Origin of the sequence: Nakamurella panacisegetis, assembly GCF_900104535.1 — a bacterium.
Classification (GTDB): domain Bacteria; phylum Actinomycetota; class Actinomycetes; order Mycobacteriales; family Nakamurellaceae; genus Nakamurella; species Nakamurella panacisegetis.
In genome coordinates this window covers 3063454-3089607 of record NZ_LT629710.1, presented here as the reverse complement: position 1 = coordinate 3089607, position 26154 = coordinate 3063454, and the positions used below count along the sequence as shown (strand labels likewise).

Sequence of the window (26154 nt, the reverse complement as noted above, 5' to 3'; positions counted from 1 at the left end):
TCGGCCGCGCCGGACGGCCCACCCAGGGCGAGCCGCACACCGAACCATCCGCGGCCGGTAAGTTACTGAAGAATGTCACGCGTCGCCGGTCGGTCCACCGCTCCCCGGGTTCTGATGGACGCGACCCCCCTCCTGGGCCAGCGCACCGGCATCGGGCGCTACACCGAGCACCTCATGTCCACGCTGGCCGGGCGGACCGACGTGTCGGTGGCCGCGACCGCGTTCACCCTGCGTGGTTGGCGCGACCTGGCCCGCACCCTGCCCCCCGGCGTGGCTGCTCGGTCCCGCCCCTTCCCCGCCAGATTGCTGCGAAAGGCCTGGCAGCGGATGGATTTCCCGCCGGTGGAGTGGCTCGCCGGTCGGGCCGACGTGGTCCACGGCACCAACTTCGTGCTCCCGCCCAGTCGACACGCCGCCGGCGTTGTGTCGGTGCACGATCTGGTCTGGCACACACACCACGGCACCCTCCGGACGGAGAACCAGGACCTGGCGGTGCTGGTCCCGAGAGCCCTCCGGCGGGCCGCCGCGGTCACCACCCTGGCAGCCGTGACCAAGCGAGCCATCGCCGACGAGTTCGGCTTCCCGCTGGATCGAATCTTCGTCGCCCCGCCCGGCGTGGGGCCCGACTGGTTCGATCCACCCGCGCTCACCATCGACGAACGCGCCATGAACGGCATCCCGGCCGATTACTTCGTCTTCGTCGGCACCCGGGAGCCCCGCAAGGGTCTGGACACCCTGCTGGCCGCCCACCGAGAGCTGCGGGCCCAGGTCGGAGCCGGGTGTCCGGACCTCCTGGTGGTCGGACCGGCCGGTTGGGGGACCGACCACGCCGCCGCCGGGGCCGGCGGCGTCCGACTGGCCGGGTATCTGCCTCAGGCACTGCTGCCGTCGGTCGTCGCGGCCTCCCGTGGCCTGGTGCTGCCCAGCATCGAAGAGGGCTTCGGGATGCCGGCCATCGAAGCACTGGCCGCAGGTGTCCCGGTGATCACCAGCGACATACCGGTGTTGGCCGAGGTCACCGGCGACGCCGGGATCCGCTTTCCCGTGGGCGACGCTCAGGCGCTGACCGACGCCCTGCACCAGGTGGTGCGGGGCGATGTCCCGGATGAGGCCGTTCGGCGCGCCCGGGCCCGGGAATTCACCTGGGAACGGTGCGCCGAGGCCACGATGCAGGCCTACCGGGCCGCGCTGAGCTGACTGCCCCGGCCGATCGGCCGATCAGTTCCGGGCTGCGTTACCGGCCGCCGCCCGGGCCAGTTCGACGACATATTGCCCGTAGGAACTCTTGCCCAGGTCGAGCCCGGCCTGTTCGCACTGCTCAGGGGTGATCCACCCCTCGAGTAAGGCGATCTCCTCCAGGCAGGCGATCCGGCCGCCCTGCCGGTGCTGGATGACCTGCACGTACTGGCCGGCCTCGTTGAGCGAGTCGTAGGTCCCGGTGTCCAGCCACGCGAATCCGCGGCCAAGGTCCTCCAGCCGGGCGCGGCCCTGGGCCAGGTAGACCTTGTTGACGTCGGTGATCTCGAGTTCACCCCGGGGCGACGGCTTCAGGGCTCGCGCGATCTCGACCACATCCGAGGAATAGAAGTACAGCCCGGTGATCGCCCGGTTGCTGCGCGGCACGGCCGGCTTCTCCTCGATCGAGAGCAACCGCCCCTCCGCGTCGGCTTCCCCCACCCCGTACCGCTCGGGGTCGGCCACGGCGTAGCCGAACAGCACGCAACCGTCGACCTCGTCCCGGGCCTTCTGCAGGATCCGCGTCAGACCCGGTCCGTGGAAGATGTTGTCACCCAACACCAACGCGACATCGTCGCCGTCGATGAAGTCCGCTCCGATGATGAACGCCTGGGCGATGCCGTTGGGCTCGGCCTGCACGGCGTAGCTGATCTGCATACCCCACCGGCTGCCGTCGCCGAGCAGCCGGGCGAAAGGCTCGGCATCCTGCGGCGTGGTGATCACCAGGACCTCGCGGATGCCGGCCAGCATCAGCACGGAGAGCGGGTAGTAGATCATCGGCTTGTCGTACACCGGAAGCAGTTGTTTCGAGGTGGCCAACGTGATGGGCCACAGCCGCGATCCCGTACCGCCGGCCAGGACGATGCCCTTCATACCGATCTCCTCCCGCGTCGGCCCCTCAGGGGCCGAGCAACTCGGAAACCATACCTGGCGCGCCATCCCCGATCGGCCCGTCGCCGGGCCGTACCCTGGGTTTCCTCAGCAGAGATGGAACGGGGTACGGCGTGGGTCCGTTGGAGCGCATGCGAGACGAACTCAGCCGGGCCCGCGATCGGCGCGGACGCGTCCTGCTACCCGAGGCTGCCGTCTCCCCAATGGACTGCAATCCGACGATCGAGGTCGCGGCGCAGGTGATCGCCGAGTGCCTGGACGAGGTCGACGCCCGATCGCAAGGGCCGCAAGGCGAACCGGTTGTCGATCAGGGCATGCTCGACGCGGCGGCCGGCCGGCCACTTCCCGCCGATGCCCGCCGTCGGGATCCGGCCTGATTCACCGGGCATCACTCGTCGCCCAGCCGCCGGCCGTCCAGCCGAGCGCCGGCAGACACCTTGCCGGACCGGACGGCGATCACCTGCCGCGCCTTGAGGGCAACCCGCAACCCGACGCGGATCGGCAACTGCCACCACGCTGGATGACGGGCAGCCAGGTAGCGGTAGGCGCTCCGGTGATGCTCGACCACCATCGCCGATCCCGCTCGTTCGGCCGCATGCCCCCCGATGTGCGTGACCACCGCGTCGGGGACGTAGACGCTGGTCCACCCGGCCTCGCTCAGACGCCGACCGAGGTCGACGTCCTCGAAGTACATGAAGTAGTGCTCGTCGAATCCGTCGATCTGCTCGAACGCGCTCCGACGCAGCAGGAGGCACGACCCGGACAGCCACCCGGCCACCCGCTCGTGCACGCCCGAGTTCTCCGCACGGTAGGCCCTGGTCCAGGGGTTCTTCGGCCACCCCCAGCCCAGCACGGCGTGGCCGGCCCCCAGCGCGATGGTGGGAAGGCGCCGGGCCGACGGGTACAGCGTGCCGTCGGGGGTGACGATGGCCGGCCCGAGCGCCCCGGCCTCGGGATGCCGGACCGCCGCCTCGAGGAGCACGTCGATCGATCCGGGGTGCAGGACCACGTCAGGGTTGACGACCAGCAGGAAATCCGCCTTCGGGTCGATCACCGCCGCCCCGCGGTTGGCCCCGGTGCCGAACCCCAGGTTGCCTCCGGTGCGGAGCAGACGAACGCCGGGGCGCTCGGCGGCCTGTTCGACCGAGCCATCGGTGGAGCCGTTGTCGGCCAGCACGATGTCGGTCGGGCCCGCGTAGGCGGCCGGGACGGAATCCAGGAACGCAGCGAGGGTCTCCCCCGGTGAGTAGGTGACAACCACGATGCCCAGCAGAGCGGTCACCGTGCGGACCGGGTTCGCTGGGTGGCCCGCGCACCGACCACGCGGCGGTACACGGCCAGGCAACTGCGCGCATGTCCGGACCAAGTGAATCCGGCTGCGCGCAGCACGGCTTGCCGGCCGAGTTCGGCCCGGCGGACCGGGTCGGCCAGCAACTCTCGCAACGCCGCCTCGATCTCCTGGGCGCTCACGCCGCAATAGGCGACCGCGTCACCGCCCACTTCGGGCAACGACAGTCGGCGGGTGGTCAGCACGGCGGCCCCACAGGCCATGGCCTCCAACACCGGAAGGCCGAAGCCCTCCCCCAGACTCGGATACGCCACCACCGCGGCCCCGCCGAGATACGCGGCCAGCAGATCCATCGGCAGGTAGCCGGCGCGGATGACCCGGATCCCGGCGGGCACGGCGGTCAACGCCGGCTCCACGTCGTCGTCCCACCCGGCGCCGCCGGCCAGCACCAGGGCCGGCGGGTTCTCCTCGTCCCGCACCGCGGCACAGAAGCCGCGAATCAGAGCCGGCACGTTCTTGCGAGGCTCAAGGGTGCCCAGGAAAGCCACGTACGGTTGCTCGCCGAGATCGAGATGCTCACGGAGAGCACGGATCTCGAGTTCCGACGGAATCTTGAAACGAGCCGGGTCGACGCCCAGCGGAATCACCGTCATCCGCTCTCGGTCCGCCCGTGCGTACCGCACGAGTTCGTCGGCCGTGGCCTGGCTGTCGACCACGCAGTGGGCCGCCCGACGCAGCGACAGTCGCGTCCAACTCCGGAAGAACCGGCCCTTGGCTCCGAGATGCAGCCCCGGCTCGGAGAAGAACAATGCGTCGTGCAGCGTGACGACGACCGGAACGGGCGAGGCGAGCGGCATCGTGTAGTGGGGCGCGTGGACCAGATCGACGCCCAACCGGCCGGCCAGCCGGGGCAGGGTGATCTGCTCCCAGGCCAACCGAGCCGGACGGCTCTGCAGCTCCTCGGCGATCGGGACGATCCGTGATGACGGCGTGGTGGCCGTGAAGTGTTCGGCGTCCCGACCCTGGCAGACCACCGTCAACGGCACACCGGCCGCATCCAGGGCGCGGGCCAGCTCGTCGACGTACCGCCCGACCCCGCCCCGGTCCGGCGGGAGGGCGGTGGCATCCAGCAGCACGTGGGGCATGGCCTCGGGCTCGTGGGCCACGATGCGTTGGGTCACCGGGGGACGACCATTCCGTCGGCCCTGGCGGTCCCGATCCACAGAGTGGTCTTCTCGGTCACCGTGTGCTGCGGCGGGTGCGACAGCACGCTTTCCCACATCGCGTACGTGACCTGGTAGGTGGGGACCTTCGGGGGCGCACTGGCCCACGGCACCCCGGTCACGTTGAACACGGCGACCTTCACCGGCTGCGGACCCCACATCGAGACGATCTTGGCGATCTGGGCCTGCTCCTTGGCCGGCGTCGAGTTCGGCACGTTGATGACCGTGCTGTTGCACAGATTCCGGAACGTGGGTTGGTAGTACCCCATCGGCGGAATGGCCCCGACGATCAGCACGTGCTGGTTCTCCAACTGCGTACAGGCGTTCTGCACGAAGTCGTACTGCCCGGCCCCCTCTCGGGCCTGGAACAGGGAAAGCCCGCTCCAACCGGCGATCGGGAAGGCCAGGACGAGCAGGCTGGCCACGGACACCAGACCGGTCACCCCCCGAGTCAACAATCTCGGGCGGAGGCGCGGCGCCAGACGAGCGGCGATCACGGCGCGACGGTCGTAGAGCTGACCCAGTCCCCACGCCATGATCAGCAGGCCGCCGGGCAGGATGACGGGCAGGAAGCGACGCATCGCCCAGATCTGGTCCGGCGTGATACTCACGACGCTGAGGTACAAGGCCGCGTTGACCGCGATCACCGATACCACCAGGACGAGCTCGGCCCGAAGGCGGCGCACCGCTTCGCGGATCGCCCACAGTCCGGCCGCCGAGGCCATGATCACGGCCGGCCAGCCCAGGTACCAAGCGATCCAGTTGACCGACTCCTGGTCGTAGCTGTTGGTCGGATCGCTGGGCAAACCCTCGCGAGCCTGACGGATCCGGACCTCGGTCTGCGTCGGGGCGTCGGTGATGTGGTGGCCCGTGTAGTACAGCGGCCGCAGCATGACCAGCACGATCAGGGCACCGACCACGCCCATCAGCGCCCGTCCGAGGAGGGTGGAACGCCGACGGAACCACAGCGCGACGCGGGGCACGCCGGGCAGCACGATCACGACCAGAACCAGTACGGCCGCGGCGAGGGAGGCCAGGACCAGCGGTTCGTAGCTGGGGGCCAGGATGTGCAGGTAGTCCGGGCTGTGGAAGCGCAGGTCGGTGTATCCCAACCCGGCGACCGGGAAGGCGGACAGGCAGAACCAGCCCCATCCGGCCCTGATCTGCCGGCGGACCGGGGCCGACGTCGCGAACGCGCCCCAGATACCGATGCCGACCAGGGCGCCGAGCACGACGATCCAGCCGTCGATCCTGGTCACCGGGACACATCCGGCGCCGAGCCCGGCCAGGATCCACATGGATCGGCGCTTGGTGAGCGCGGCCTGCCAGAGCCCGAGCAGGCACGCCATCACCGCGATCATGGACAGCGGCTCGGTGTAGGCGACCCGGGTGAAGGACACCATCGGCATGGACAACGCCAGCGCGGCAACCGGCAGCATTCCCAGTCGCGGACCGGCCATCCGGCGGGCGACCGCGTACATGCTCAGCAAGGCCATGCCGCCGATGAACACGTCCGCCTTGAGCAGCAGCGGCACGCCGCCGAACCAACCGGCTACGGCGATCAGGCCGGGTACCACCGTCGTGCTCTGGAAGTAGCGGGTCGTCCGGAAGGTCTCACCTCCGAAGTCGAGTCCGACGCCTGGGACAGCCCGGGCGATGTCGACCAGCTGTTGCGGCAGCACCACGTCCGGGCTGGCGTGATTCATCAGCCAGATCCCGCGCAGGGTGTAGATCGCCGGGTCGCGGCGGACCGACAGCAGTTCGGAGAAGTAGTTGTGTTGTACAGCCATCCAGGCCAGCAACAGCAGAACGGTGATCGCGACACTGATCCAGGCCACGCGGACGGTCTGCCGCATTCCGGCTCCGGGTGAGGCGACCTCCCCGGGAGGGACGTCGTCGCCGGTCACCTCCGGACCGGCCTCGCCGGTCGCCATCGCCCGATCGGGGGCCTCGCCGTCGCCCACGGATGCCGCATGGGGCCGGCGACGGTGCCACCGAACGGGTACGCCGGCGAACGGCGGTGGGGTCAGCTTCCAGGTCGCGGCAATCAGGACGACGAGCAGGGGGAACAGCGTATAGGGATGAAAGACGTTGAGCTGCACCGTGATCGCGGTTGCCACGATGGCGCAGAGCGAGAAGACCAGGGCGCGATCAGGAACGGAGATCACGGCCGCGGCCAACCAGGACGTCCGGGCGCGCGTACCGGTCGATCGGGCGTCCCCGGTGAGCATGCTGGAGGTCATGGCCCTGACCGTATCAAGGTGAGGCTCACGTTCCGGCCCACCGGGACGGGGTCGGCCCGACCCCAGCATCGCCAACGGCACTGCTCAGCGCGATCAGCCGGGCCGCCTTGAGTTGGGTCTCGGCCCATTCGGCACTCGGATCGGACGGGTAGGTGATGCCGGCGCCGGTCCCGAAATTCAGCCGGGCACCGTGCGGCGTGGTGCTGGTGAAGAACGTCCGGATACCGACGGCGAGGACACCGGTCCCGGCGTCGGCGTCGACGTAGCCGACGGCCCCGCAGTAGGGTCCGCGCGGCACCGGCTCCAGCTCGGAGATGATCCGGAGCGCTGTGTGCTTGGGTGCGCCGGAGATCGATCCGGCCGGAAATGTCGAGGCCAGTAGATCGCGCCACCCCACGCCCGGCCGCAGTTCGGCAACCACCGTGGACACCAGGTGGGCCAGACCCGGGTGTTCCTGGCGATCCAGCAGGGCGACCACCCTGACCGTGCCCGCGGCCGCGACCCGACCCAGGTCGTTTCGGACCAGGTCGGTGATCATGATGTTCTCCGGATAGTCCTTGGGCGCGAACTCCTCGCCGGGGGCGGCCGTGCCCTTCATCGGGGAACTCGTCACGAGGCGACCCGCCCGGGACAGGTACAACTCCGGCGAGGCGGTCACCACCCAGTCCGTACCCGTGTGCAACATGCCTTCGTACGGAGCGGGGTTCTCGGTGGCCAGCACCGCCGCCAGGGCGAGCGCCTGCGCCTGCGCGGGCAACGGGGCGGACAGCATCCGGCAGAGGTTGACCTGATAGACGTCGCCGGCCGCGATCCGCTCCTTGATGGCCAGGACGCGGCTCCGGTACCCGTCCTCGTCCAGGGAACTCCGCCACGATCCGGGAGCGGGACCCAGCCACGGACCCGACGGCACCGGCCGGGGAGACGGACGGACGTCGCGGAAGCGGTACGCGTTCAGGCCACCCTCGAACGTCGCGACGACGGCCCACCAGCCACCGCGATCAAGGGCGTCCGGATCCTTCGCCAGGTCGACCGTCTCGGCCAGATCGGTGGCCAGCAGGCCGTTGAAGTAGGCCATCGGCGTGTCCGGCGGAAACATCACCGGGGCGGGGGGTTCCTCTGACATGACGCAAACCAGAGTAGGGCGCGTCCGAGGCTCTCGGACACGCCCTACTCCGGCTGCGATCGGGACTACTACTTGGCCAGGTGCGCGTAGAACGTGTTGCTGCCGGCCAGGGTGATCGCCTTCGGGTCAACGACCGTGAACGGCTTCGGGCCGCCGACGAGCGACCAGGAGGTCAACCAGGTCGCCTTGCCGCCCATCACCCGGTAGATCTTCGGTGCCGAACCACCCTTGATCAGCGTGTTGTCGGCCGGCTGCCACCGCAGGTGCGAGTACCAGCCGGCCTGTCCGGCCTTGGCCACCGCGGCCGGATCGACGTTCAGGACGGGCTTCGGGCCACCGAAAGGCGCCCAGCTACTGACGTACAGGGGTGCGCCACCGGCGATCCGGTACACGGCGCCGGAACCAGGAGTCCGGATGAACGTGCCGTCGGCCGGGTACTGACGGAGCTTCTTGAACGTCACGTCCGTCACCAGTTTGACCCGCTTGACCCCGCCGAACGGCGCCCAGCTCGACACGTATACCGGTGCTCCACCGACGACCACGTACACAGCCGGTCCGACCACGTCACGGATGAAGTCGCCGTTGTTGACGACGGTGGTGGTGACCGGGGCCGGGGCGACGGCCTGCCCGGCCTCCACTTTGTCCGTGAACTCAGTGGTGTTGAACAGGCCGTGCGTGCCGCCGACCGTACCCATCCCCACGTAGTGGAAGCTCGACGACAGGATGTTCGCCTTGTGACCCGGCGAGTTCATGTAGGCGGTGAAGATCTGCTGAGCCGTGGTGGCGGTCGAGGACGACCAGGCGACGTTCTCGCCCCAGGAGGTCCGATTCGAGGCGCCGTACTGGGTGACCATGGTCCAGGCGTTCGGATTGTGGGCCAGGTTGTAGCTGGTGGCGCCGTTGCTCATCTGGTTCGACCACCAGACGGCCAACGAGGTCAGCCCCTTCGCCTCGGTGAGAGCGCCGACACCGGCTTTGACCCTGGCCCCATTGATCAGCGTGATCATCTGCTGGTCGAAGCTGACCATCTGTGCCGAGGCCGCCGCCGGGGCGATGACCGCCGCCGGAGCCGGAGCCGCCGCGTCGGCCGGAGCCACCACGGCAACCGCAGCCAGGGCCGTGGCCCCGACCATCGCCGTCAGTCGCAGCAGCCTCGCGCGGACGCGCTCTTTGCCGTTGTGCACTCTGATCACTCCAGTCACTCTGTGTAAGAGATATCCGCTATCTCTATTGCACCGAGTGTAGTTGGCGGTGCACGGGGAGTGACAGTCGTCAGCGGGGTGAAGAATCAGGCCGAGCCGATCCCGGAGTACTACCCATGGTGACGGTAAATTGCCGCACTTCGGCTAACGATCGATCGATGGCACCCTTGGCGGCCTCCGACCTACCCGTGCGGGGTCCGATTCGACTACCGGGAGTCACCGATCGCAGATGCCCACCGCGCGCCAGAGATGAGGGGCCGCGGACGCGAAGCGCCCGGTGACGAGTCGCGGCGGTCAGGACGCGGGCGGCGTGGGACGGAACTCGTCCCCATGAGCGGCGAAGGCGGCCGCCAGCGCATCGCGCCACGGCGGCAGCGGCGACAGTCCAGCCGCCACCCAGGCGGCCGGCGACAGCACCGAGTACGCCGGGCGGGGTGCTGGACGGACGAACTGGTCGCTGGTGGTCGGCCGCACTCGGTCGGGGTCGGCGCCGAGTTCGGCGAAGACCGCCCGCGCCAGTCCCCACCAGGTGGTCTCGCCACCGCCGGTGGCGTGCAGCACCCCGCCGGGCAGATCGGCCGCGGCCAGTTCCAGCAAGCCGGAGGCCAGGTCGGCCGACCAGGTCGGCGAACCGCGCTGGTCATCGACCACCGTGATGGTGTCGTGCTTGGACTCCAGCAGGGCCATGGTCTTGACGAAGTTGGGGTTCGGGCCGCCGGCGCCGTACACCCAGGCGGTCCGGACGACGTGCGCTCCGGGGTGCGCAGCGCGCACAGCCTGCTCGCCGGCCAATTTGGTGACGCCGTAGACGCTGCGCGGGCCGGTCGGATCGTCGACCTCGTAGGGCGACGTCGCGTCACCGGGGAAGACGTAGTCGGTGGACACGTGGATCATCCCGAGGCCGTGGGCGGCGGCCGACCGAGCCAGATTCTCCGGCCCGGTGACATTGACCGCGAATGCCCCACTCTCATCGGTCTCGGCCGCGTCGACCGCCGTGTACGCGGCGCAGTTCACCACTATGCCGCGGGTACCGACGGGAAGGCCGGCCGCGAACTCGGCCAGAGCGGTCTCGACGGCCGCCGCGTCGGTGATGTCCAGCCGGCCCGAGCCGGCGCCGATGGCCGGAATCCCGGCCTCGGCGGCCCCGGCCATCAGGTCGGAGCCGAGCTGTCCGCGAGCTCCGGTGACGAACAGCGCGATCGGGGTGCTCACGGGCGAAACCCTAACGGTCGATCGCCGCTCGGCCCTTGAGCGGCTCCCACCAGTCGCGGTTGTCCCGGTACCAACGAACCGTGTCCGCCAGACCCTGTTCGAACGGGACCTGCGGGGTGTACCCGAGCTCGGTGTGGATCTTGGTGATGTCCACCGAGTACCGCTTGTCGTGGCCGCCGCCGCGTGGGTCCTCGATCCGCTCGATGAACGATTCGTCCCGGCCGGTCGCCTCGATCAGGCGGAAGGTCAGCTCGGCGTTGGTCAGCTCCGTGCCGCCCCCGATGTTGTAGACCTCACCGGCCCGACCCTTGGCCAGCACCAACGCAATGCCGCGGCAGTGATCATCGACGTGCAGCCAGTCACGCACATTGGCCCCCGCGCCGTAGAGCGGCACACGCTGCCCGTCCATCAGGTTGGTGACGAACAGCGGGATGACCTTCTCCGGAAACTGATACGGGCCGTAGTTGTTGGAACAACGGGTGATGGCCACCGGCACCCCGTGGGTCTTCGCGTAGGCCCGGGCGATCAGGTCCGACGACGCCTTCGAGGCCGAATACGGCGAGTTGGGCTGCAGCGGCCAGTTCTCGTCCCACGATCCTTCGTCGATCGAGCCGTAGACCTCATCGGTCGAGACGTGGACGAATTTGGTCAGCTCGGTGGCCAGGGCGGCCTGCAGCAGGGTCTGGGTGCCCAGCACGTTCGTCAGGACGAAGTCGGCGCCGCCCAGGATCGACCGATCGACGTGGGACTCGGCCGCGAAGTGCACGACGGCGTCGGCCTCACCGACCAGCTTGGTGGCCAGCTCGGCGTCGCAGATGTCGCCGTGCACGAAGCTGTAACGGTCCGAGTCCTCGACGCTGGCGAGATTGGCCAGGTTGCCGGCGTACGTCAACTTGTCCAGAACGGTGACCTGGGCCCCCTCCAGACCCGGATAGGCGTCGGCCAGGACGTTTCGGGTGAAGGCCGAGCCGATGAATCCGGCTCCGCCGGTCACAAGGATGCGCATGGTCGGTCATTGTGCCGCACTGAACCGACGTCCTCCGCCACCTCCGCGTCAGCGGTGACCGAACGTGCTCGGTCACCGAGCACACGGTCACCCAGGACCAACGCGGCCATCCGCTCGGCGTACAAAACCGCGTCGTCGTCGGTCGGTTGACCCGTGGATCGCCCCGACGGTCGTTACCCTCGGGTCTGGGAGACGGCCGGCGCAACCGCACGCTGTGGCCGCACGTCCCGAGAAAGCGAGTTCAGCGCGCGAAGAGCCTGTGCTTGACCAACGAAAGGGTTCGCCGAACATGAACTGGCCCTCCGACCCCGATCCGCAGCGCGGGCCGCGTCGTTACGGACCCAGCCGCCCGGGTGATCCGTCCGGTGAGGATCCACACCGTCCCGGTCCGCGAGCATCGGGTGCTGCCGGACCGCCCTGGCCGCCGGCCGGGCCCAACGGCCCTGGTCCGTTCGGCCCTGGCCCGTTCGGCCCTGGCGCGGTTGGACCGGGTGCGGCTGGACCGCGCAACGCCGGACCCGGCGCAGTTCCCCCGGCCAACATTCCCCCGGGCAGCATTCCGGCCGGTCAACCGGTCCGTCGCCCCATCCCGCCCGGCCGCGTCCCGACCGGGCTGCCCGGTTCCGGCCGTCCGTCGGCTCAGCGCCCGACGCCCGACGCCCGGGGCGCGTGGTCCGACGTCCCGTCCGACCGGACGGCGGTCTACCCAGGGGGTATCCCGTTCGATCCGGTAGCTGACCCGCGCTCGCAGCGGCCGGTACCGCCGCGTGGCCGGGACGCCGGGCCGAACGCCCTGGTCGACCCGTCGCGAGAGTCGCACCGCCGCACCCACGGCGGGATCATCGCCGGCCGCATCGTTGCCGCCGCCCTGTCGGTGGCGGTCCTGGCCCTGTGCGCCTTCGGGTCCACCCTGCTGGGCAGCATCGACTCCAAGATCCCCAAGGGCAACAGCGCATCCAAGGCGGGGACGGCCGGCGTGCTGTTCAAGGGCGGCACCAACATCCTGCTGATCGGCTCGGACTCCCGCACCGACTCCTCCGGAAACCCGTTGAGCGCGGCCCAGCTGGCCGAGGTCAGCACCCAGGACGACGGCGGCAGCGTCAACACCGACACGATCATGATCGTGCACATCCCGGAGGGCGGCGGGAAGGCGACGGCGGTCTCCATCCCTCGTGACACCTGGATCCCGGCGTCGGTGACCAACCAGGTCAAGGGCCCCTACAACGACGGGACGTCCGGCACCTACAAGCCGAACAAGGTCAACTCCTTCTACAGCACGGCGAAGTTCTACACCCAGGAGTACGACGTCAAGAAGGGCGGCATGACGGCCGCGCAGCGCGAGGTCGACTCCAACAACGCCGGCCGAACCGAACTGCAGGCCATCATCCAGGCCTTCACCGGGCTGCGCATCGACCACTACGCGGAGGTGAACCTGATCGGCTTCTACACGCTGTCCCTGGCCATCGGCGGGGTTCCGGTATGTCTGAACAAGGCGGTCAGCGACCCGTTCTCGGGCGCGAACTTCAAGGCCGGCGTCCAGGAAATCTCGGGCAGTGCCGCGATGTCCTTCGTCCGGCAGCGTCATGGGCTGCCCAACGGCGACCTCGATCGGGTTCGGCGCCAGCAGGCCTTCCTGGCCGGCGCGACCAGCAAGATGCTCTCGGCCGGCACCCTGACCTCGACCAGCAAGCTGAACAGCCTGGTCGACGCGGCCAGCAAGGCCGTCATCCTGGACTCCGGTTTCGAGCTGGTCACCTTCGCCGAGCAGATGGCGAACCTCTCCGGCGGCAACGTCACCTTCACCACCATCCCCACGCACGGCGCGGCGACCACCAGCGGCACTGACGCGCTGGCCACCGATCCGGCCGAGATCCAGGCGTTCTTCCGGAAGATCGACGGGTCGGCGGGAAGTGCGGCCGCCACGTCCGCGTCGAAGAACCCGACCACCAGTGCCGCCGCGGCGGTCGACCCGTCGACCATCACGGTCGACGTGCAGAACGCGACCAAGGTCAACAACCTGGCCTCGTCGGTGTCGGCGACCCTGGTCTCGGCCGGTTTCAAGGCCGGGGACATCACGACGTTCCCCGGTATCACTGCGGCCACCGCACACGCGACCACGACCATCTCCTACCCGGGCGCGAACCAGGCCGCCGCCGCTGCGGTGCGGAAGGCATTGGGCGGCAAGGGAAAGCTGGTCAAGGACGACTCGATCGCGTCCGGTCACATCTCGGTCGCGGCCGGTCAGGACATGCCGGCCCCGTCCGGCCTCCGGGCCGCGGGCGCCGTCGGCATCGACCAGGGTCAGGTCGGGGCCCCGGCCAGCGCTCCGTCAACGGCTCCGATCAACGCCTCCGGCGTGGAGTGCGTCAACTGATGACGGGCGACCCCAATCTCGCGGCGGCCCTGCTGGGCCCGCTGCTGCGAGGCGATCCGCACCGGCCTCGGCTGACCACCTACGTCGGCGGCTTCCGGACCGAGTTGTCCACCGCCTCGCTGGCCAACTGGTCGGCCAAGGTGGCCGGGCTGCTGGTCGACGAACTCGGCCTGGGCCCCGGCGACGGGGTCCAGGTCGCGGTCGGCGCCGGCTGGCAGACGGCCCCGATCCTGCTGGGCAGCTGGTGGGCGGGCCTGACCGTGCTCGATGTCGAAGACGGCGCGGCGGTGGCCTTCGTGCCCGACGGCGGGGACTCCGGCGCGGACGACATCTTCGTCGTCTCCGGTCACCCGCTCGGCGCTCCCAGCCGGTCGGTGGCCCCCCATCAACGCGACTTCACCGGCGCGGTACTCCCCCAGGCCGATCGTTTCGCGCCGCGCGGCGCGGCCGCACCGATCGCCCTGCGGGCGGGCGACGGCCAGTGGTCGGTGACCGAGTTGCTGATGGCAGCGTCTTCGGTCGGGCTGGAACCGGGGTCACGGTTGGCCTCGATCGAGCCGTGGAGCATGCCCGACGGGCTGATCTCGGGGCTGCTGGCCACGCTCGCCGTCGACGGTTCCCTGCTGTGGTCGGACGCCACCGGGGCCACTCTGGTCGAGCAGGCGCGCGCCGAGCGGGCGACCGTGACGGCCGGGTTCACCGTCCCCGGTCTGCCCGAACTCGACTGACCGCAGAACTCGCCGGACCACCGATCCTCCGGACGTCGAACCCGGGCGGCCGATCCCCGCAAGGTGCCGGTCGGGCTCAGCGCAGCAGCGACCGGGCCATGACCAGCCGCTGGACCTGGTTCGTGCCCTCGTAGATCTGGGTGATCTTGGCGTCGCGCATCATCCGCTCGACCGGGAAGTCGCGGGTGTACCCGGCGCCACCGAGTAGTTGCACGGCGTCGACCGTCACCTTCATGGCTACGTCGGAGGCGAAGCACTTGGCCGCCGAGGCCAGGAACCCCTTGTTGGCGTCGCCCCGCTCGGAGGCAGCGGCGCTCTGGTAGATCAGCGTGCGAGCTGCCTCGATCTCCATCGCCATGTCAGCGATCATGAACTGCAGGGCCTGGAACTCGGCCAACTTCTTGCCGAACTGCTTCCGCTCCTTGACGTAGGCCACCGCCACGTCGAGCGCCCCTTGCGCGATGCCGACCGCCTGGGCCCCGATGGTCGGACGCGTGTGGTCCAGGGTGGCCAGCGCGGTCTTGAACCCGGTGCCGGGGGCGCCGATGATGCGGTCCCCCGGGATCCGGCAGTTCTCGAAATGGATCTCCCGGGTCGGTGAGCCCTTGATGCCGAGCTTGCGCTCCTTTGATCCGACCACGAAGCCCGGATCGTCCGAGTGCACGACGAACGCGCTGATGCCGTTGGTCCGCTTGTCCGGGTCGGTGACCGCCATGACGGTGTACCAGCTCGACACGCCGGCGTTGGTGATCCAGCACTTCGTCCCGTTGAGGATCCAGTCGTCACCGTCGGCCCTGGCTCTGGTCCGCATGGCGGCGGCATCGCTACCGGCCTCCCGCTCGGACAGGGCGTAGGAGATCATCGCCTCGCCGGAGGCGATGGACGGCAGCACCTGTTGCTTGAGCTCCTCGGACGCGGAGAGAATAATCGGCATCGAGCCGAGTTTGTTCACCGCCGGGATCAGGGACGACGACGCGCAGACCCTGGCCACTTCCTCGATCACGATCACTGTGGCCACCGCGTCGGCCCCGGCCCCACCGTAGGCCTCAGGGATGTGGACCGCGCCGAAACCCGATGTCTCCAGAGCCTTCTGGGCTTCGATCGGGTAGCGCTCGTTCTCATCGACCTCCGCCGCGAAGGGCAGGATCTCGCGTTCGGCGATCTCCCGAACGGCCGCGCGGACCGCTCGGTGGTCCTCGGAGAGACTGAACATGATGCTCCTGTCGGATCAACGGCGTCGTTGTTCAGAGTCGGCGCCCGGCTGGCCCCGACTGCCGCCGATCGGGTCCGTCGCGACCCTACTGGTCGGTAACTTCACAGTGTAGGCGCGCCCCGAACGTCTTTCCGTCTCGCACCGCGACCGTCCCTGCCACGGTGCGCACGACCCGCAGGGGACCGCTCGCCCGAATCCCGTGCGAACCGGCCCGCGGACTACCGGAGGTTCCCGGTGAAGGTCTGCCACAAGGCGCGGTTGCCGCCGCCCTGCGTGGTCCGCAGAATCAGGTTGCCGTTGTTGTACAACGTCAGCGTGTTGGTGGCTGACGCACTGGACGAGATGGCGGCACTCCCGGTTCGCGAATTCCACAGGGCCGCTCCGCCCGCGGAACGGACGACGAAATTCCCGTCGGACTGGACCGTTGCGTAGTTGCCGGAGCGGGTCTGGGTCGAGGTCCACCAGACCGCCTTACCCTTCTGACGCAGCACCAGGTTGCCGTCCGACTGCATGGTCAAGCTCGAGCGACCGTCCGGCGAAACAATCCCGGACCGGTATCCGGCGGCGTCTTTGAGCACATTGCAGGGCATGATCGAGATCGATACCGACCCGGTGGCCAGCGGCGTTCCCAGGGTGTCCAGGCCGAGCACCGAAATCGGCTCGGGAGTCGACACGCTGTACAGGAACCAGTGCATGGTCGCCGCGACGCCGTACTTGCCCTTGTCCCAGTCGAAGCCGGCGGAGGACATGGTGGCCGAGATGGTGCCTTCGGCCGACGCCGTCGCGCGCAGGTCCGGGTAGATGTCCTCGCCGCTGTAGGGGTGGCTCCCGGTGATCACCCAGTACCGGACGCCCGGGGTCAGGCCGGCCGCCGTGACCTTCGAAGTGACGCCGTACGTCACCCCGGCCACGTGACCCGGCTTCACCTGGGTGAGCGCACTCGACGAGCATCCGGCCACCGCCTCGCTGACCTGCGCGGCCGGCGTCGGCCCCGCGGCTGACCTCGGTGCCGCTCCGGAACCGGCCGGAGCTGCCCCGGCCGCCGTCGCCGTCAACGCCATTGCGCCGACCAACAGCCCGGCCATGAGCGCCGACAATGTCCAGCGTTGCCTGATCATCACAGATTCCCCCTCTTCATGTCGGTGTGCGCCCACCCGGGTTGCATCCCTTCGGCCACGAGCAGTCATCCGGACCTGACCGAGCGCCATCGACACAAGGCTAACCCCTCCCTGTGGACCGGGCCGGGCACACTGGTCGTAGCCTCGCCTGGCCGCCGGTAGCGTCTGTCGAATGGACAACGGCAGCAAGTTGGACGAGGTCGGCGATCGCGACGGGTGGCGCTGCTGGCTGTGCGATGAGCCGGTCGATCCGTCCAAGTCGGTCAACGACGCCCGCGGGCCGAGCGTCGACGGCATCGCCACCGGCAAGGCGGCCAAGGGCCGCCCGGTGACCGAACGGCTGGCCCACCGGTCCTGTAACACCAAGAAGGGCGCCGTCGCCGCCGTTGTGCCGTGGCCCGACCGGCTGTTCGTCGTCGATCCGGCCCCGATCATCGGGGTCGTCGAGCGACTGAGCCGCAAGGGCGGGCGCGAGGTCGTCGCCCGCTGCCCCACCCGTGCCGATGCCGACGAGGCCGGCGCCTGGCTGATCGACCGACTCTCCCGGCTGGCGCCCGACCTGAGCTTCACGGTCGGCGGCGAGCCGGGCGGTGGCCAGTTCATGCTCGTGCTCCGCACGGCCTGACATCCCAGCGATCAGGCCGAGGCGCCGGAGTACCGGCGCAGCCCGAGCCGGAAGTACCACCGGGTCACCACGGACAGGACGACGGCCAACCCGACAGCCAGGAGCCACGCTCCGATCGACAGCCGGCCGGTGAGCGCCTGGGCCGGCACCGTGATCGCGAACCCGATCGGCACGACGAAGGTCAGGCCGATCCGCAGCCAACCCGGGTAGATGACGATCGGCCACCGACCGGCCTGGAACAGCCCGTCGAACAGGTCGGCGATCTGTTCGATCTGCACCACCCAGAACGCGGTCGTGGTCAGCAGCATCCAGACGCAGTAGATGATCACCGCGCCGAGCAGGAGCAGCACCACAAAACCGACGACGGCTGCGGCCTCGAGACGGCCGCCGAGCTGGACGATGGCCACCACGATCACCACCAGCCCGGCCGCGATGTCCGTACCCTGCCAGATCTGCACCGCCTGGAAGCTGGAAAACAGCTGCGCCCCAACCGGTTTGGTGAGCGTGAAGTCGAACGTACCGTTCTGGATGTCCTGCATCAGTCGGGTCATGTTCGGCGCGATGACGGCCTGCACCACCCCACCCATCAACGTGAACACACCCATCACGAGCAGCAACTCCGGCCGGCTCCAGCCGTGCAACTCGTTGACCTGGTCGAACACCAGGGCCAGCACGACCAGCCCGGTGCCGAGCGCGATCATCGACTGGATCAACGACAGGAAGAAGTTCACCCGGTACTGCATCTCCTGCAGCACGCTCATCTTCACCAGCGTGCGCACCACCCGCAACGAGCCGGTCAATTGCCCACCGCCGTGTATCGCCGCACCGCTCGTTTCCAGACGAGCGCGACCAGGGCGGCCCCGACCCCGACCCACACGAACTGCTCGAGCAGACCGCCCCACAGGGCAGCCGGGCTGATGGGCCCGGTCAGGGACTGGATCGGGTAACCGAAGGTGGAGGCGAAGGGTAAGAATCTCGTCAGGTGCTGGACCCAGCCGGGCATGATCTGCAACGGCACCAGCCGGCCCGACATCAGCAGCTCGATCGCGAAGTACAGCTGGTATATCGCCGACACCCGGGTGGTCCAGAACGAGATCAGACCCAGCACCCACAGGAAGAGCGCGCGGATCAGGAAGGCGGCCCAGATGGCGATCAGGAACACCCCGACCTGGGCCGCCGACGTATGCAGCGCCGGATGGAAGATCAGCGAGAGCACCGCCGCGATGGGCAGCCAGAACACGATCACCGCGAACTTCCAGCCGGCGAAGTAGGCGATGTCCCCGTGCACCGGGTGGATCGGCTGCAGCAGCAATCCGGACATCTGCCCGGACCGGATTCGCTCCTCGAACCCATAGGGCGTGAAGACCAGGTTCATGTTCCGCACCAGGGTCCACACGATGTAGTAGGCGGCCAGGTTGCCGACGGTCAGGCCGGCCACCGTGCCGCCGGACTGCCGGGCGACGGTGGTCCAGACAACCAGGTAGATCACCGGCTCGGTGATCATTCCGATCATGTACAGGTAGTTGCCCGTGCGGTACTGGAACTGGGTGGCCAGGGCGATCTTCATGGTGGCGACGTAGAACCCGGTCAGGCTCCGCACCCGACCGACGGCGACCGGCGCCGTCACGTCCCGCCCCGGCCCGTCTGTTGCGCGAAGACCATCTCGATGATGTCGTCGATCGGTGGCTCCTCGACCGTCAGGTCGAGCACCGAGTGGTCGGCCAGCAGGCGGGCCGTGACCGCGGCGGTCTCGCCCTTGTCCACCCGGAGGGTGACCCGCTCGGCGTCCTGGCCGACTACCTCACCGAACGCGCTCAGGTCGGCCGGCCGCTCCAGCGTCACCTCGATCGTCTTGTAGGCCGCGAAATCGTGGGCCAGTTGGGACAGCTGCCCGTCGAACAGGAGGGTGCCGTGGTGGATGACCACCACCCGCCGGGCCAGCGCCTGCACGTCGGCCATGTAGTGACTGGTCAACATGACGGTGGCCCCGTACCGCTCGTTGTACTCGGCGACGAACGAGCGGATCCGCTTCTGCATCACCACGTCCAGACCGATGGTCGGCTCGTCCAGGAACAACACCTTGGGCAGGTGCAGCAACGAGCCGATGATCTCGACCTTCATCCGCTCACCGAGCGAGAGGGTTCGGACCGGTTTGCGGACCAGATCGCCCACGCCGAGCAACTCGATCAATTCGTCCCGGATGCGCTGGAAGGCCTCGGCCGGTATCTGGTAGACGGACCGGTTCAGTTCGAACGAGTCTGCGGCCGGGATGTCCCAGTGCAACTGGTTGCGATTGCCCATGACGAGGGCGATCTGCCGCAGGTACTCGCGTTGCCGCTGCTGCGGCTCGTAACCGAGCACCCGCACCCGTCCGGAGGTGGGAAACAGCAGACCGGACAACACCTTCAAGGTGGTGGTCTTACCGGCGCCGTTCGGCCCGAGAAACCCCACCACCTCGCCGCGCTCGATGCTCAGTTCGATCCCGCCCACGGCCGTCACGGTGCGGGTGCGGCGGCGGACAAGGCTCCGGGCCGCCGCCGCGAGACCGGCGTCGCGCTCGGGCACCTGGAAGCGCTTGACCAGACCTTCCACCTGGATGACCGAACCTTCGTCCACCGTGCCGCCCTCCCGCCTCACCCCGGCGCTCGCTCGTTACCCCACCGTAGGCCGCGGGTCGACCGAATTCTCTCGAGGCACACCGCATCCGACCGATCGGCGTCGGCCGGATCAGGGCGGCACCCGGGGACCCACCGGCTCCTACTCGCAGTCGGCCGGATTCGCCGCCGGGGGTACCTCCGCATCCGCATCCGCATCCGGAGCGACATCCAGCACCCGAAACGGCCGGCCCTGCTGCACCGTGGTCATCAGGCCGGTGACGAAGTGACCGGTCACCGTGACGCGAACCCCGTCGCGCAGCAGCGCTTGATCTCCGCCCATCAGCTGGGCCAGCACGGCATCCTGCTCGTCCACCAACACCACCGAGCCGCGCTCGACCCCGTCGCGCACCACACCTTCGAGGCGGACCGGACGCGGCGGCTTTTCCGGCCCTTCGCCCGGTTCGGGCGAAATGACCGGAATGCGGCGAAATCCGGAACGGTTATGGCTCGTCATCCAATCTCCTCTGGGTCGACCGCACGGAATGCCCGTCAATAACGACTGTGCACCCGGGTCGCCCCGATTCGGCGATGTTCGATCATTTGGCCCAGTCCGGTATCGGTCCGCCACTGGCGCTGCCTTCAAGAACAGGTAAACCGAGGCCGTACGAGTGATTCCGATGAGCTCCGCCGATGATCACCCCCGGTCAGCGAATGATCATGCCCCTGACGACAGGGTGAGGTCGAAGGCGAGGGGTTGCAACCCTCGCCGAGCCGAGCGAGTATGACGCCTTGACTCCCCCACAGATGTCTCACATCGATGTCTTACGGACGTCGCTCGGGGGAATCACTCTGTTGCGGTCCTGGCTCCAACCCCGGAAACACCGACCCGGTGGCGTCCGGGGGCTCCGGCTCCACTCCCCCGGCACCCACCAGGGTGCTTCCGTGTTCCCCGGCCTGGAGGTCACATGTTCACATCGCTGACGAAGGCGAGACGGCCGATCGTCGTCACACTCGCCGTCGGCGCTCTCGTCGTCGCGTCCGTCCTACCGGCCGGTGCGCAACCCGCATCGCGCACCGGTTCGACAACGGTCGCGGCGGCCAGCACGGCGAAAGCAACCCCGATCGCCGTCGGCCCGGACGGGAAGATCCCGTCCGCCACCTACAGCGCGGGCAAGTACGTGGTCGTCCTGTCGAAGGCCCCGATCGCTTCGTACACCGGCGGTACAGCCGGCATTCCGGCGACCAAGCCCAAGACCGGTGACAAGGTCGAGGTCACCAGCGCCTCGGCGCGGAAATACGCATCGGTCCTGACCGCCGACCAGAACAAGATCGCCGCCTCGGTCGGCGCGCAGCAGAAGCAGAAGTACACGGTGTCGCTCAACGGTTTCAGCGCGACGCTGACCTCGGCCCAGGCCACCAAGCTGGCCCACACGGCCGGGGTGCTCGCGGTGGCCAAGGACACCCTGCGTTACGCCGACGACGACAAGGTCGACTACGACTACCTCAAGCTGGCCGGGAAGAACGGCGTCTGGGCCGGCCTCGGCGGCACCAAGAACGCCGGCAAGGGCGTCGTCATCGGCGTCATCGACACCGGCATCTACCCGGAGTCCAAGTCCTTCGCCGGCAGCGCGTTGAAGAACGCGCCGAGCGCAAGCGATCCGACCCTGGCCTACCGCAGCGGCTCGCAGATCGTGATGAAGAAGGCCAACGGCCAGACGTTCACCGGCAAGTGCGAGACCGGGGAGCAGTTCACCGCCAACGACTGCAACACCAAGTTGATCAGTGCCCGCTACTTCGGTGACGCGTTCATCGCCAGCGCGGGCAGCAACTTCGAGGACTTCGTGTCCCCACGGGATGGCGAGGGCCACGGCACGCACACGGCCTCCACCGCGGGGGGCAATCCCGGCGTGCAGGCCACCGTCGACGGTATCGACTTCGGGAAGATCTCCGGGGTGGCGCCGGCCGCCGCGATCGCCGTCTACAAGGCTCTGTGGACCAGCAAGGTCGCGTCCCAGTCCGGGGGCACCACCTCCGACATCGTCGCCGCCATCGACCAGGCCGTCGCGGACGGCGTCGACGTCATCAACTACTCGGTCGGCGGATCCTCGGAGTCGCTGACGGTCGACCCGATCGCGCTGGCGTTCCTGTCCGCCGCGTCGGCCGGTATCTTCGTGTCCGCCTCGGCCGGCAACAGCGGCCCCGGTGCGTCCACCTTGGACAACTCGGCACCATGGGTCACCACGGTCGCCGCCAGCACCATGAAGCCCTACGAGGGCACGGTCGTTCTCGGCAACGGCAAGAAGTACGCCGGAGTCAGCACCACCGTCACCAAGACCGTCGGCCCGGCGCCGTTCGTCACGGCCACCTCGGTCAAGCTCGCCGCGGCTGACACCGTCGCCGCGGGACGATGCACACCCGGCACCCTCGACCCGGCCCTCACGGCGGGCAAGATCGTCGAGTGTGACCGCGGCGTGGTCGACCGCGTCGCCAAGTCGGCCGAGGTCAAGCGGGCCGGCGGCATCGGCATGGTGCTGGTCAACCTGACCCCGTTGGACACCGACGCCGATCTGCACACCGTCCCGACCGTGCACCTGGACTCCGATCTCGGTCTCCCGGCCAAGGCCTACGCGGCGACCGCGGGCGCCACCGCGACCCTGGTTCCGGGCAACACCACCAAGATCAGCACGCCGTACCCGCAGATCGCCGGCTTCTCCTCACGGGGGCCGTCGGTGTCGAACAACGGAGACATCCTCAAGCCGGACATCGCGGCTCCGGGTGTCGGCATCCTCGCCTCCATCTCGCCGCAGCTCGACGGCGGCCGGACGGCCGACTTCCTGTCCGGTACCTCCATGGCCGCGCCGCACATCGCCGGCTTGGCCGCGCTGTTCGTCCAGAAGCACCCGAAGTGGTCCCCCATGGAGATCAAGTCGGCCCTGATGACCACGGCCACCGACACCAAGAACAGCGACGGCTCGAAGAACACCGACCCGTTCGCCCAGGGCGCCGGAGAGGTCAACCCGTCGGCCATGTTCAATCCGGCACTGGTCTACAACGCCGGTGACCAGGACTGGCTGTCCTACATCGAGGGTCTGGGATACGACACCGGAACCGGCGCTCCGGCCGTCGCTCCGTCGGACTACAACCAGGCGTCGATCGCCTCCGGTTCGCTCGTGTCCACCCTGACCGTCACCCGCACGGTGACGGCGGTCAAGACCGGCCTGTACGTGGCCAAGGCATCGGTGCCGGGCTTCAAGGTCACCGTCAGCCCGTCCATCCTGGTATTCAGCAAGGTGGGCCAGACGAAGTCGTTCAGGGTGACCATGACGCGGACCACCGCGCCGCTCGGTGAGTACTCCACCGGGTTCCTCACCTGGCACGGGGCGCACACGACGGTGCGCAGCCCGATCGCCCTGCAGCCGGTGGCGCTGCACAGCTTCGCCGATTCCGTTGACATCAACGGCACCGGGGGCAGTGTCAGCTGGCAGGTCAAGTCCGGGATCACCGGAGCGTTCCCGATCACCGGGTACGGGTTGACCGCCGGTCACCAGCAGGCGTCGTCGGTCACCTCGACGACCAGCAAGCAGTTCGCGGTGACGGTTCCGGCCGGTACCAAGCTTGCTCGGTTCGCCACCCGGGTGGCCAACGACAACGGCGCCCAGGACATCGATCTCGTCGTCTACTACGTCCAGAACGGTTCCGCGGTCGAGGTCGGGACCTCCGGGACGTCACTGGCGGACGAGACCGTTGATCTGGTGGCCCCCGAGGCCGGCACGTACATCGCCCTGGTCAACGGGTTCCAGGACGCGGCCGGCACCACGTCCACGCCGTTCTCCTTCCGCGACTACGAGGTCGGGGCCAACCCGAACGTCGGGAGCTTCACCGTCACCCCGGCCGCCGGCAGCACCACCGCCGGCCAGACCGTCACCGTCACGGCGACCGCCTCCGGGCTGGACGCCGACACGTCCTATCTCGGTTGGGTTCAGTACGTGGACGGGTCCGGCACCGTGGTGCAGGCCAATCCGGCGAAGTAAATCCCTGATGCAGTGAGCGGAGGGCCCCGGACGTTCCGTCCGGGGCCCTCTTCCGTTGTCCTCTTCTTCTGGTGCACGTCGTGCGTGGAGTGCGCGCATACGGAAGTCCTGTGCGCAGACACTTCTGCCCGTTGGGCGCGAAAATCGGCCCGGACCCGGCACTTTCGTATGCGCCGGGGCGTTCGGTATGCGCCGTAGTCAGTGACCGGTGCGCTCGTGGAGCGCTCGGTCCTTGGCCAGGACCATCGCCTGCAGGTCGTCGGAATAGGCGGCAAGTTCCCCGGCCAGGGCTCGGCCCGCCTCGTCCCCGGCGCTGGCCAGGATTCGGACGGCCAGCAGTCCGGCGTTGCGTGCCCCACCGATGGACACGGTCGCCACCGGGATGCCGGCCGGCATCTGCACGATCGACAACAGGGAATCCATCCCGTCGAGGGTGGACAGCGGCACCGGGACGCCGATGACGGGGAGAACGGTCGCCGAGGCGACCATGCCCGGCAGGTGGGCGGCGCCACCGGCCCCCGCGATGATGACGCGCAGGCCGCGGTCGTAGGCCGACTTCGCGTAGTCGAGCATCCGGTCCGGGGTGCGGTGCGCCGAGATCACGCCCACCTCGTAGGCGACGCCGAAGTCGTCCAGGATCTCGCCGGCCCCGGACATCACCGGCCAGTCGGAATCGCTGCCCATGATCAGGCCGACCACCGGCGTTGTCGGGTTCGTCATGACGCGCTCCTCGTGTTCGGTTCCTCGGGCGAGCCGCCGGCGCGCACGGCCGGCGCCGCACCGGTGTGGACTTCGTAACCGTCGTCCCAGACCCCGTTGCTCAGCCACGCGGCCGAGAGTTGGCTGATCCGGCGCAGTTCAGCCAGATCGGAGCCGATGACGTTGACGTGACCCAGTTTGCGGCCGGGCCGGAAGCCCTTGCCGTACAGGTGGATCTTCACTTGCGGGAACCGCGCGGCCAGGTGGTGGACTCGTTCGTCGAGCCCTATCTCGGACCCCGGGCGGTCGGCCGGGCCGCCGATCACGTTGCCCATCACGGTGAACGGTGCCACCGCGTCGGTGCGCCCCAGCGGGTAGTCCAGGACGGCCCGCAGGTGCTGCTCGAACTGGCTGGTCACCGAGCCGTCCATGGACCAGTGGCCGGAGTTGTGCGGGCGCATCGCGAGCTCGTTGATCAGGAGACCGTCCGGCGCGTCCGGCGACGGGTCGACCTCGAACAGCTCGACCGCCAGCACCCCGACGACGCCCAGCTCTCCGGCGATCCGCAGCGCGATCTCCGCCGCGGCCGCCGCCCGGTCGGGGTCCAGATCCGGCGCGGGCGCGATCACCTCGACGCAGATGCCCTCCTGCTGAACGGTTTCCACGACCGGCCAGGCTGCGGCCTGACCGAACGGCGAGCGGGCCACCACGGCCGCGAGTTCCCGCTTCATGCGGATGAACGATTCCAGGACGAGTTCCCCGGTCAGTTCGGCCGCCACCGGCTGCGCGTCGGCGGCCGATCCCAGAATCCACACGCCGCGTCCGTCGTACCCGCCGCGCGCAGTCTTGAGCACCACCGGCCAGCCGTGGCTCCGGCCGAACTGCTCGACGGCGGCCACGAGTTCACCACCCGCCGGGATCACCGTGTACGGCGGTAGCGGCAATCCGGCCCGCGCCAGACGTTGCCGCATGAGGCCCTTGTCCTGGGCGTACTGCAGAGCGTCGGCGCCCGGATAGACGGCGTGGCCGGCGGCGACCATGGAGCGGATGTGCTCGGTCGGGACGTGTTCGTGGTCGAAGGTGACGACATCGCAGCCCTGGGCGAATCGCAGGAGCGCATCCAGATCCAGGTGCGATCCGATCTCGACGTCCGCGGCGACCAGAGCCGCCGACTCGTCGGCACCGATGGAGAGCACACGCAGACTCTGTCCGAGGGCGATGGCCGACTGATGGGTCATCCGGGCGAGTTGCCCGCCGCCGACCATGCCGACCCTGGGCATACCAGTCCGAGGATCCACGAGGCACGACAGTAGCCGGACGGCTCCCTTCCGCGACAATTCCGGTC

22 protein-coding genes are annotated in these 26154 nt (G+C 69.0%); 6 read left to right on the top strand and 16 right to left on the bottom strand.

The window, feature by feature from the left end; genetic code table 11:
- The first annotated feature begins 114 nt into the window (after positions 1 to 114).
- On the top strand, positions 115 to 1197 hold the full coding sequence (locus BLS97_RS13715; protein WP_197676174.1) for a glycosyltransferase family 4 protein: 1083 nt from the start codon (positions 115 to 117) through the stop codon (positions 1195 to 1197).
- A gap of 21 nt (positions 1198 to 1218) precedes the next feature.
- On the opposite strand, the gene rfbA is transcribed toward BLS97_RS13715, so the two are convergent.
- Positions 1219 to 2109, bottom strand: a complete 891-nt coding sequence (gene rfbA, locus BLS97_RS13710) for a glucose-1-phosphate thymidylyltransferase RfbA (protein WP_090476734.1) — start codon at positions 2107 to 2109, stop codon at positions 1219 to 1221.
- A gap of 149 nt (positions 2110 to 2258) precedes the next feature.
- Here rfbA and BLS97_RS22905 point away from each other — a divergent pair, with 149 nt between their 5' ends.
- A complete protein-coding gene (locus BLS97_RS22905; protein WP_157695412.1) occupies positions 2259 to 2504 on the top strand; it encodes a hypothetical protein in 246 nt (81 codons plus the stop codon).
- A gap of 11 nt (positions 2505 to 2515) precedes the next feature.
- Here BLS97_RS22905 and BLS97_RS13705 read toward each other — a convergent pair whose 3' ends face one another.
- From BLS97_RS13705 to rfbB, 7 genes are all read right to left on the bottom strand, one after another.
- A complete protein-coding gene (locus BLS97_RS13705) occupies positions 2516 to 3409 on the bottom strand; it encodes a glycosyltransferase family 2 protein (protein WP_090476732.1) in 894 nt (297 codons plus the stop codon).
- On the bottom strand, positions 3406 to 4560 hold the full coding sequence (locus BLS97_RS13700; protein ID WP_090482188.1) for a glycosyltransferase family 4 protein: 1155 nt from the start codon (positions 4558 to 4560) through the stop codon (positions 3406 to 3408). The genes BLS97_RS13705 and BLS97_RS13700 overlap by 4 nt, the downstream gene beginning before the upstream one ends.
- Before the next feature lie 32 nt (positions 4561 to 4592).
- A complete protein-coding gene (locus tag BLS97_RS13695) occupies positions 4593 to 6881 on the bottom strand; it encodes an ArnT family glycosyltransferase (RefSeq protein WP_090476729.1) in 2289 nt (762 codons plus the stop codon).
- Between the two features lie 25 nt (positions 6882 to 6906).
- Positions 6907 to 8004 carry a chorismate-binding protein gene (locus tag BLS97_RS13690; protein ID WP_231988097.1) on the bottom strand — a complete coding sequence of 366 codons (1098 nt, stop codon included), beginning with the start codon at positions 8002 to 8004 and terminating at the stop codon, positions 6907 to 6909.
- Positions 8005 to 8072: 68 nt separating this feature from the next.
- The gene (locus BLS97_RS13685; RefSeq protein ID WP_157695411.1) at positions 8073 to 9197 is read right to left on the bottom strand and encodes a CAP domain-containing protein; all 1125 of its coding nucleotides are present in this window, start codon (positions 9195 to 9197) and stop codon (positions 8073 to 8075) included.
- Between the two features lie 303 nt (positions 9198 to 9500).
- On the bottom strand, positions 9501 to 10418 hold the full coding sequence (gene rfbD, locus BLS97_RS13680; RefSeq protein ID WP_231988096.1) for a dTDP-4-dehydrorhamnose reductase: 918 nt from the start codon (positions 10416 to 10418) through the stop codon (positions 9501 to 9503).
- A gap of 10 nt (positions 10419 to 10428) precedes the next feature.
- On the bottom strand, positions 10429 to 11424 hold the full coding sequence (rfbB, locus tag BLS97_RS13675) for a dTDP-glucose 4,6-dehydratase (protein WP_090476726.1): 996 nt from the start codon (positions 11422 to 11424) through the stop codon (positions 10429 to 10431).
- Positions 11425 to 11713: 289 nt separating this feature from the next.
- Between rfbB and BLS97_RS13670 the strand changes: the two genes are divergently transcribed.
- Both BLS97_RS13670 and BLS97_RS13665 read left to right on the top strand, forming a co-directional pair.
- Positions 11714 to 13798, top strand: a complete 2085-nt coding sequence (locus BLS97_RS13670) for an LCP family glycopolymer transferase (protein WP_090476724.1) — start codon at positions 11714 to 11716, stop codon at positions 13796 to 13798.
- Positions 13798 to 14526 carry a TIGR03089 family protein gene (locus BLS97_RS13665; RefSeq protein ID WP_090476722.1) on the top strand — a complete coding sequence of 243 codons (729 nt, stop codon included), beginning with the start codon at positions 13798 to 13800 and terminating at the stop codon, positions 14524 to 14526. Before BLS97_RS13670 ends, BLS97_RS13665 begins: the two co-directional genes overlap by 1 nt.
- 76 nt (positions 14527 to 14602) lie before the next feature.
- Here BLS97_RS13665 and BLS97_RS13660 read toward each other — a convergent pair whose 3' ends face one another.
- Together BLS97_RS13660 and BLS97_RS13655 are read right to left on the bottom strand one after the other, a co-directional pair.
- A complete protein-coding gene (locus tag BLS97_RS13660) occupies positions 14603 to 15739 on the bottom strand; it encodes an acyl-CoA dehydrogenase family protein (RefSeq protein WP_090476720.1) in 1137 nt (378 codons plus the stop codon).
- Positions 15740 to 15957: 218 nt separating this feature from the next.
- Entirely contained in the window at positions 15958 to 16857 is a 900-nt protein-coding gene (locus BLS97_RS13655) for a hypothetical protein (protein ID WP_157695410.1), read from the bottom strand.
- 172 nt (positions 16858 to 17029) lie between these two features.
- Here BLS97_RS13655 and BLS97_RS13650 point away from each other — a divergent pair, with 172 nt between their 5' ends.
- Positions 17030 to 17482, top strand: coding sequence for a hypothetical protein (locus BLS97_RS13650; protein ID WP_090476715.1), 453 nt, complete (start codon positions 17030 to 17032; stop codon positions 17480 to 17482).
- A gap of 11 nt (positions 17483 to 17493) precedes the next feature.
- Here BLS97_RS13650 and BLS97_RS13645 read toward each other — a convergent pair whose 3' ends face one another.
- The 4 genes from BLS97_RS13645 to BLS97_RS13630 all read right to left on the bottom strand — a co-directional run bounded on the left by BLS97_RS13645 (position 17494) and on the right by BLS97_RS13630 (position 20593).
- Positions 17494 to 18282, bottom strand: a complete 789-nt coding sequence (locus tag BLS97_RS13645; RefSeq protein ID WP_197676173.1) for an ABC transporter permease — start codon at positions 18280 to 18282, stop codon at positions 17494 to 17496.
- A complete protein-coding gene (locus BLS97_RS13640; protein ID WP_197676172.1) occupies positions 18279 to 19109 on the bottom strand; it encodes an ABC transporter permease in 831 nt (276 codons plus the stop codon). Before BLS97_RS13640 ends, BLS97_RS13645 begins: the two co-directional genes overlap by 4 nt.
- Positions 19106 to 20119, bottom strand: coding sequence for an ABC transporter ATP-binding protein (locus BLS97_RS13635; protein WP_197676171.1), 1014 nt, complete (start codon positions 20117 to 20119; stop codon positions 19106 to 19108). Before BLS97_RS13635 ends, BLS97_RS13640 begins: the two co-directional genes overlap by 4 nt.
- A gap of 120 nt (positions 20120 to 20239) precedes the next feature.
- Positions 20240 to 20593: a hypothetical protein gene (locus tag BLS97_RS13630; RefSeq protein WP_157695409.1), complete on the bottom strand. Its 354-nt coding sequence runs from the start codon at positions 20591 to 20593 to the stop codon at positions 20240 to 20242.
- 451 nt (positions 20594 to 21044) lie between these two features.
- On the opposite strand from BLS97_RS13630, the gene BLS97_RS24235 reads away from it, so the two are divergent.
- Positions 21045 to 24110 carry a S8 family serine peptidase gene (locus tag BLS97_RS24235; RefSeq protein ID WP_090476709.1) on the top strand — a complete coding sequence of 1022 codons (3066 nt, stop codon included), beginning with the start codon at positions 21045 to 21047 and terminating at the stop codon, positions 24108 to 24110.
- Between the two features lie 198 nt (positions 24111 to 24308).
- Here the strand turns inward: BLS97_RS24235 and purE are convergent, their stop codons facing one another.
- On the bottom strand, positions 24309 to 24830 hold the full coding sequence (gene purE / locus BLS97_RS13620; protein ID WP_090476707.1) for a 5-(carboxyamino)imidazole ribonucleotide mutase: 522 nt from the start codon (positions 24828 to 24830) through the stop codon (positions 24309 to 24311).
- Complete coding sequence (locus BLS97_RS13615) at positions 24827 to 26107, bottom strand: 5-(carboxyamino)imidazole ribonucleotide synthase (protein WP_090476705.1); 1281 nt, start codon at positions 26105 to 26107, stop codon at positions 24827 to 24829. Before BLS97_RS13615 ends, purE begins: the two co-directional genes overlap by 4 nt.
- Positions 26108 to 26154: the final 47 nt, after the last annotated feature.

What these genes read in the sequence shown, in the direction of transcription:
- rfbA (WP_090476734.1), bottom strand. Translation starts at nt 2,109, where the DNA reads ATGAAGGGCATCGTCCTGGCCGGCGGTACGGGATCGCGGCTGTGGCCC.
- purE (WP_090476707.1), bottom strand. Translation starts at nt 24,830, where the DNA reads ATGACGAACCCGACAACGCCGGTGGTCGGCCTGATCATGGGCAGCGAT.
- BLS97_RS13630 (WP_157695409.1), bottom strand. Translation starts at nt 20,593, where the DNA reads ATGACGAGCCATAACCGTTCCGGATTTCGCCGCATTCCGGTCATTTCG.
- rfbB (WP_090476726.1), bottom strand. Translation starts at nt 11,424, where the DNA reads ATGCGCATCCTTGTGACCGGCGGAGCCGGATTCATCGGCTCGGCCTTC.
- BLS97_RS13650 (WP_090476715.1), top strand. Translation starts at nt 17,030, where the DNA reads ATGGACAACGGCAGCAAGTTGGACGAGGTCGGCGATCGCGACGGGTGG.
- BLS97_RS13690 (WP_231988097.1), bottom strand. Translation starts at nt 8,004, where the DNA reads ATGTCAGAGGAACCCCCCGCCCCGGTGATGTTTCCGCCGGACACGCCG.
- BLS97_RS13695 (WP_090476729.1), bottom strand. Translation starts at nt 6,881, where the DNA reads ATGACCTCCAGCATGCTCACCGGGGACGCCCGATCGACCGGTACGCGC.
- BLS97_RS13660 (WP_090476720.1), bottom strand. Translation starts at nt 15,739, where the DNA reads ATGTTCAGTCTCTCCGAGGACCACCGAGCGGTCCGCGCGGCCGTTCGG.
- BLS97_RS24235 (WP_090476709.1), top strand. Translation starts at nt 21,045, where the DNA reads ATGTTCACATCGCTGACGAAGGCGAGACGGCCGATCGTCGTCACACTC.
- BLS97_RS13655 (WP_157695410.1), bottom strand. Translation starts at nt 16,857, where the DNA reads ATGATCAGGCAACGCTGGACATTGTCGGCGCTCATGGCCGGGCTGTTG.
- BLS97_RS13700 (WP_090482188.1), bottom strand. Translation starts at nt 4,560, where the DNA reads ATGCCCCACGTGCTGCTGGATGCCACCGCCCTCCCGCCGGACCGGGGC.
- BLS97_RS13715 (WP_197676174.1), top strand. Translation starts at nt 115, where the DNA reads ATGGACGCGACCCCCCTCCTGGGCCAGCGCACCGGCATCGGGCGCTAC.
- BLS97_RS13670 (WP_090476724.1), top strand. Translation starts at nt 11,714, where the DNA reads ATGAACTGGCCCTCCGACCCCGATCCGCAGCGCGGGCCGCGTCGTTAC.
- BLS97_RS22905 (WP_157695412.1), top strand. Translation starts at nt 2,259, where the DNA reads ATGCGAGACGAACTCAGCCGGGCCCGCGATCGGCGCGGACGCGTCCTG.
- BLS97_RS13665 (WP_090476722.1), top strand. Translation starts at nt 13,798, where the DNA reads ATGACGGGCGACCCCAATCTCGCGGCGGCCCTGCTGGGCCCGCTGCTG.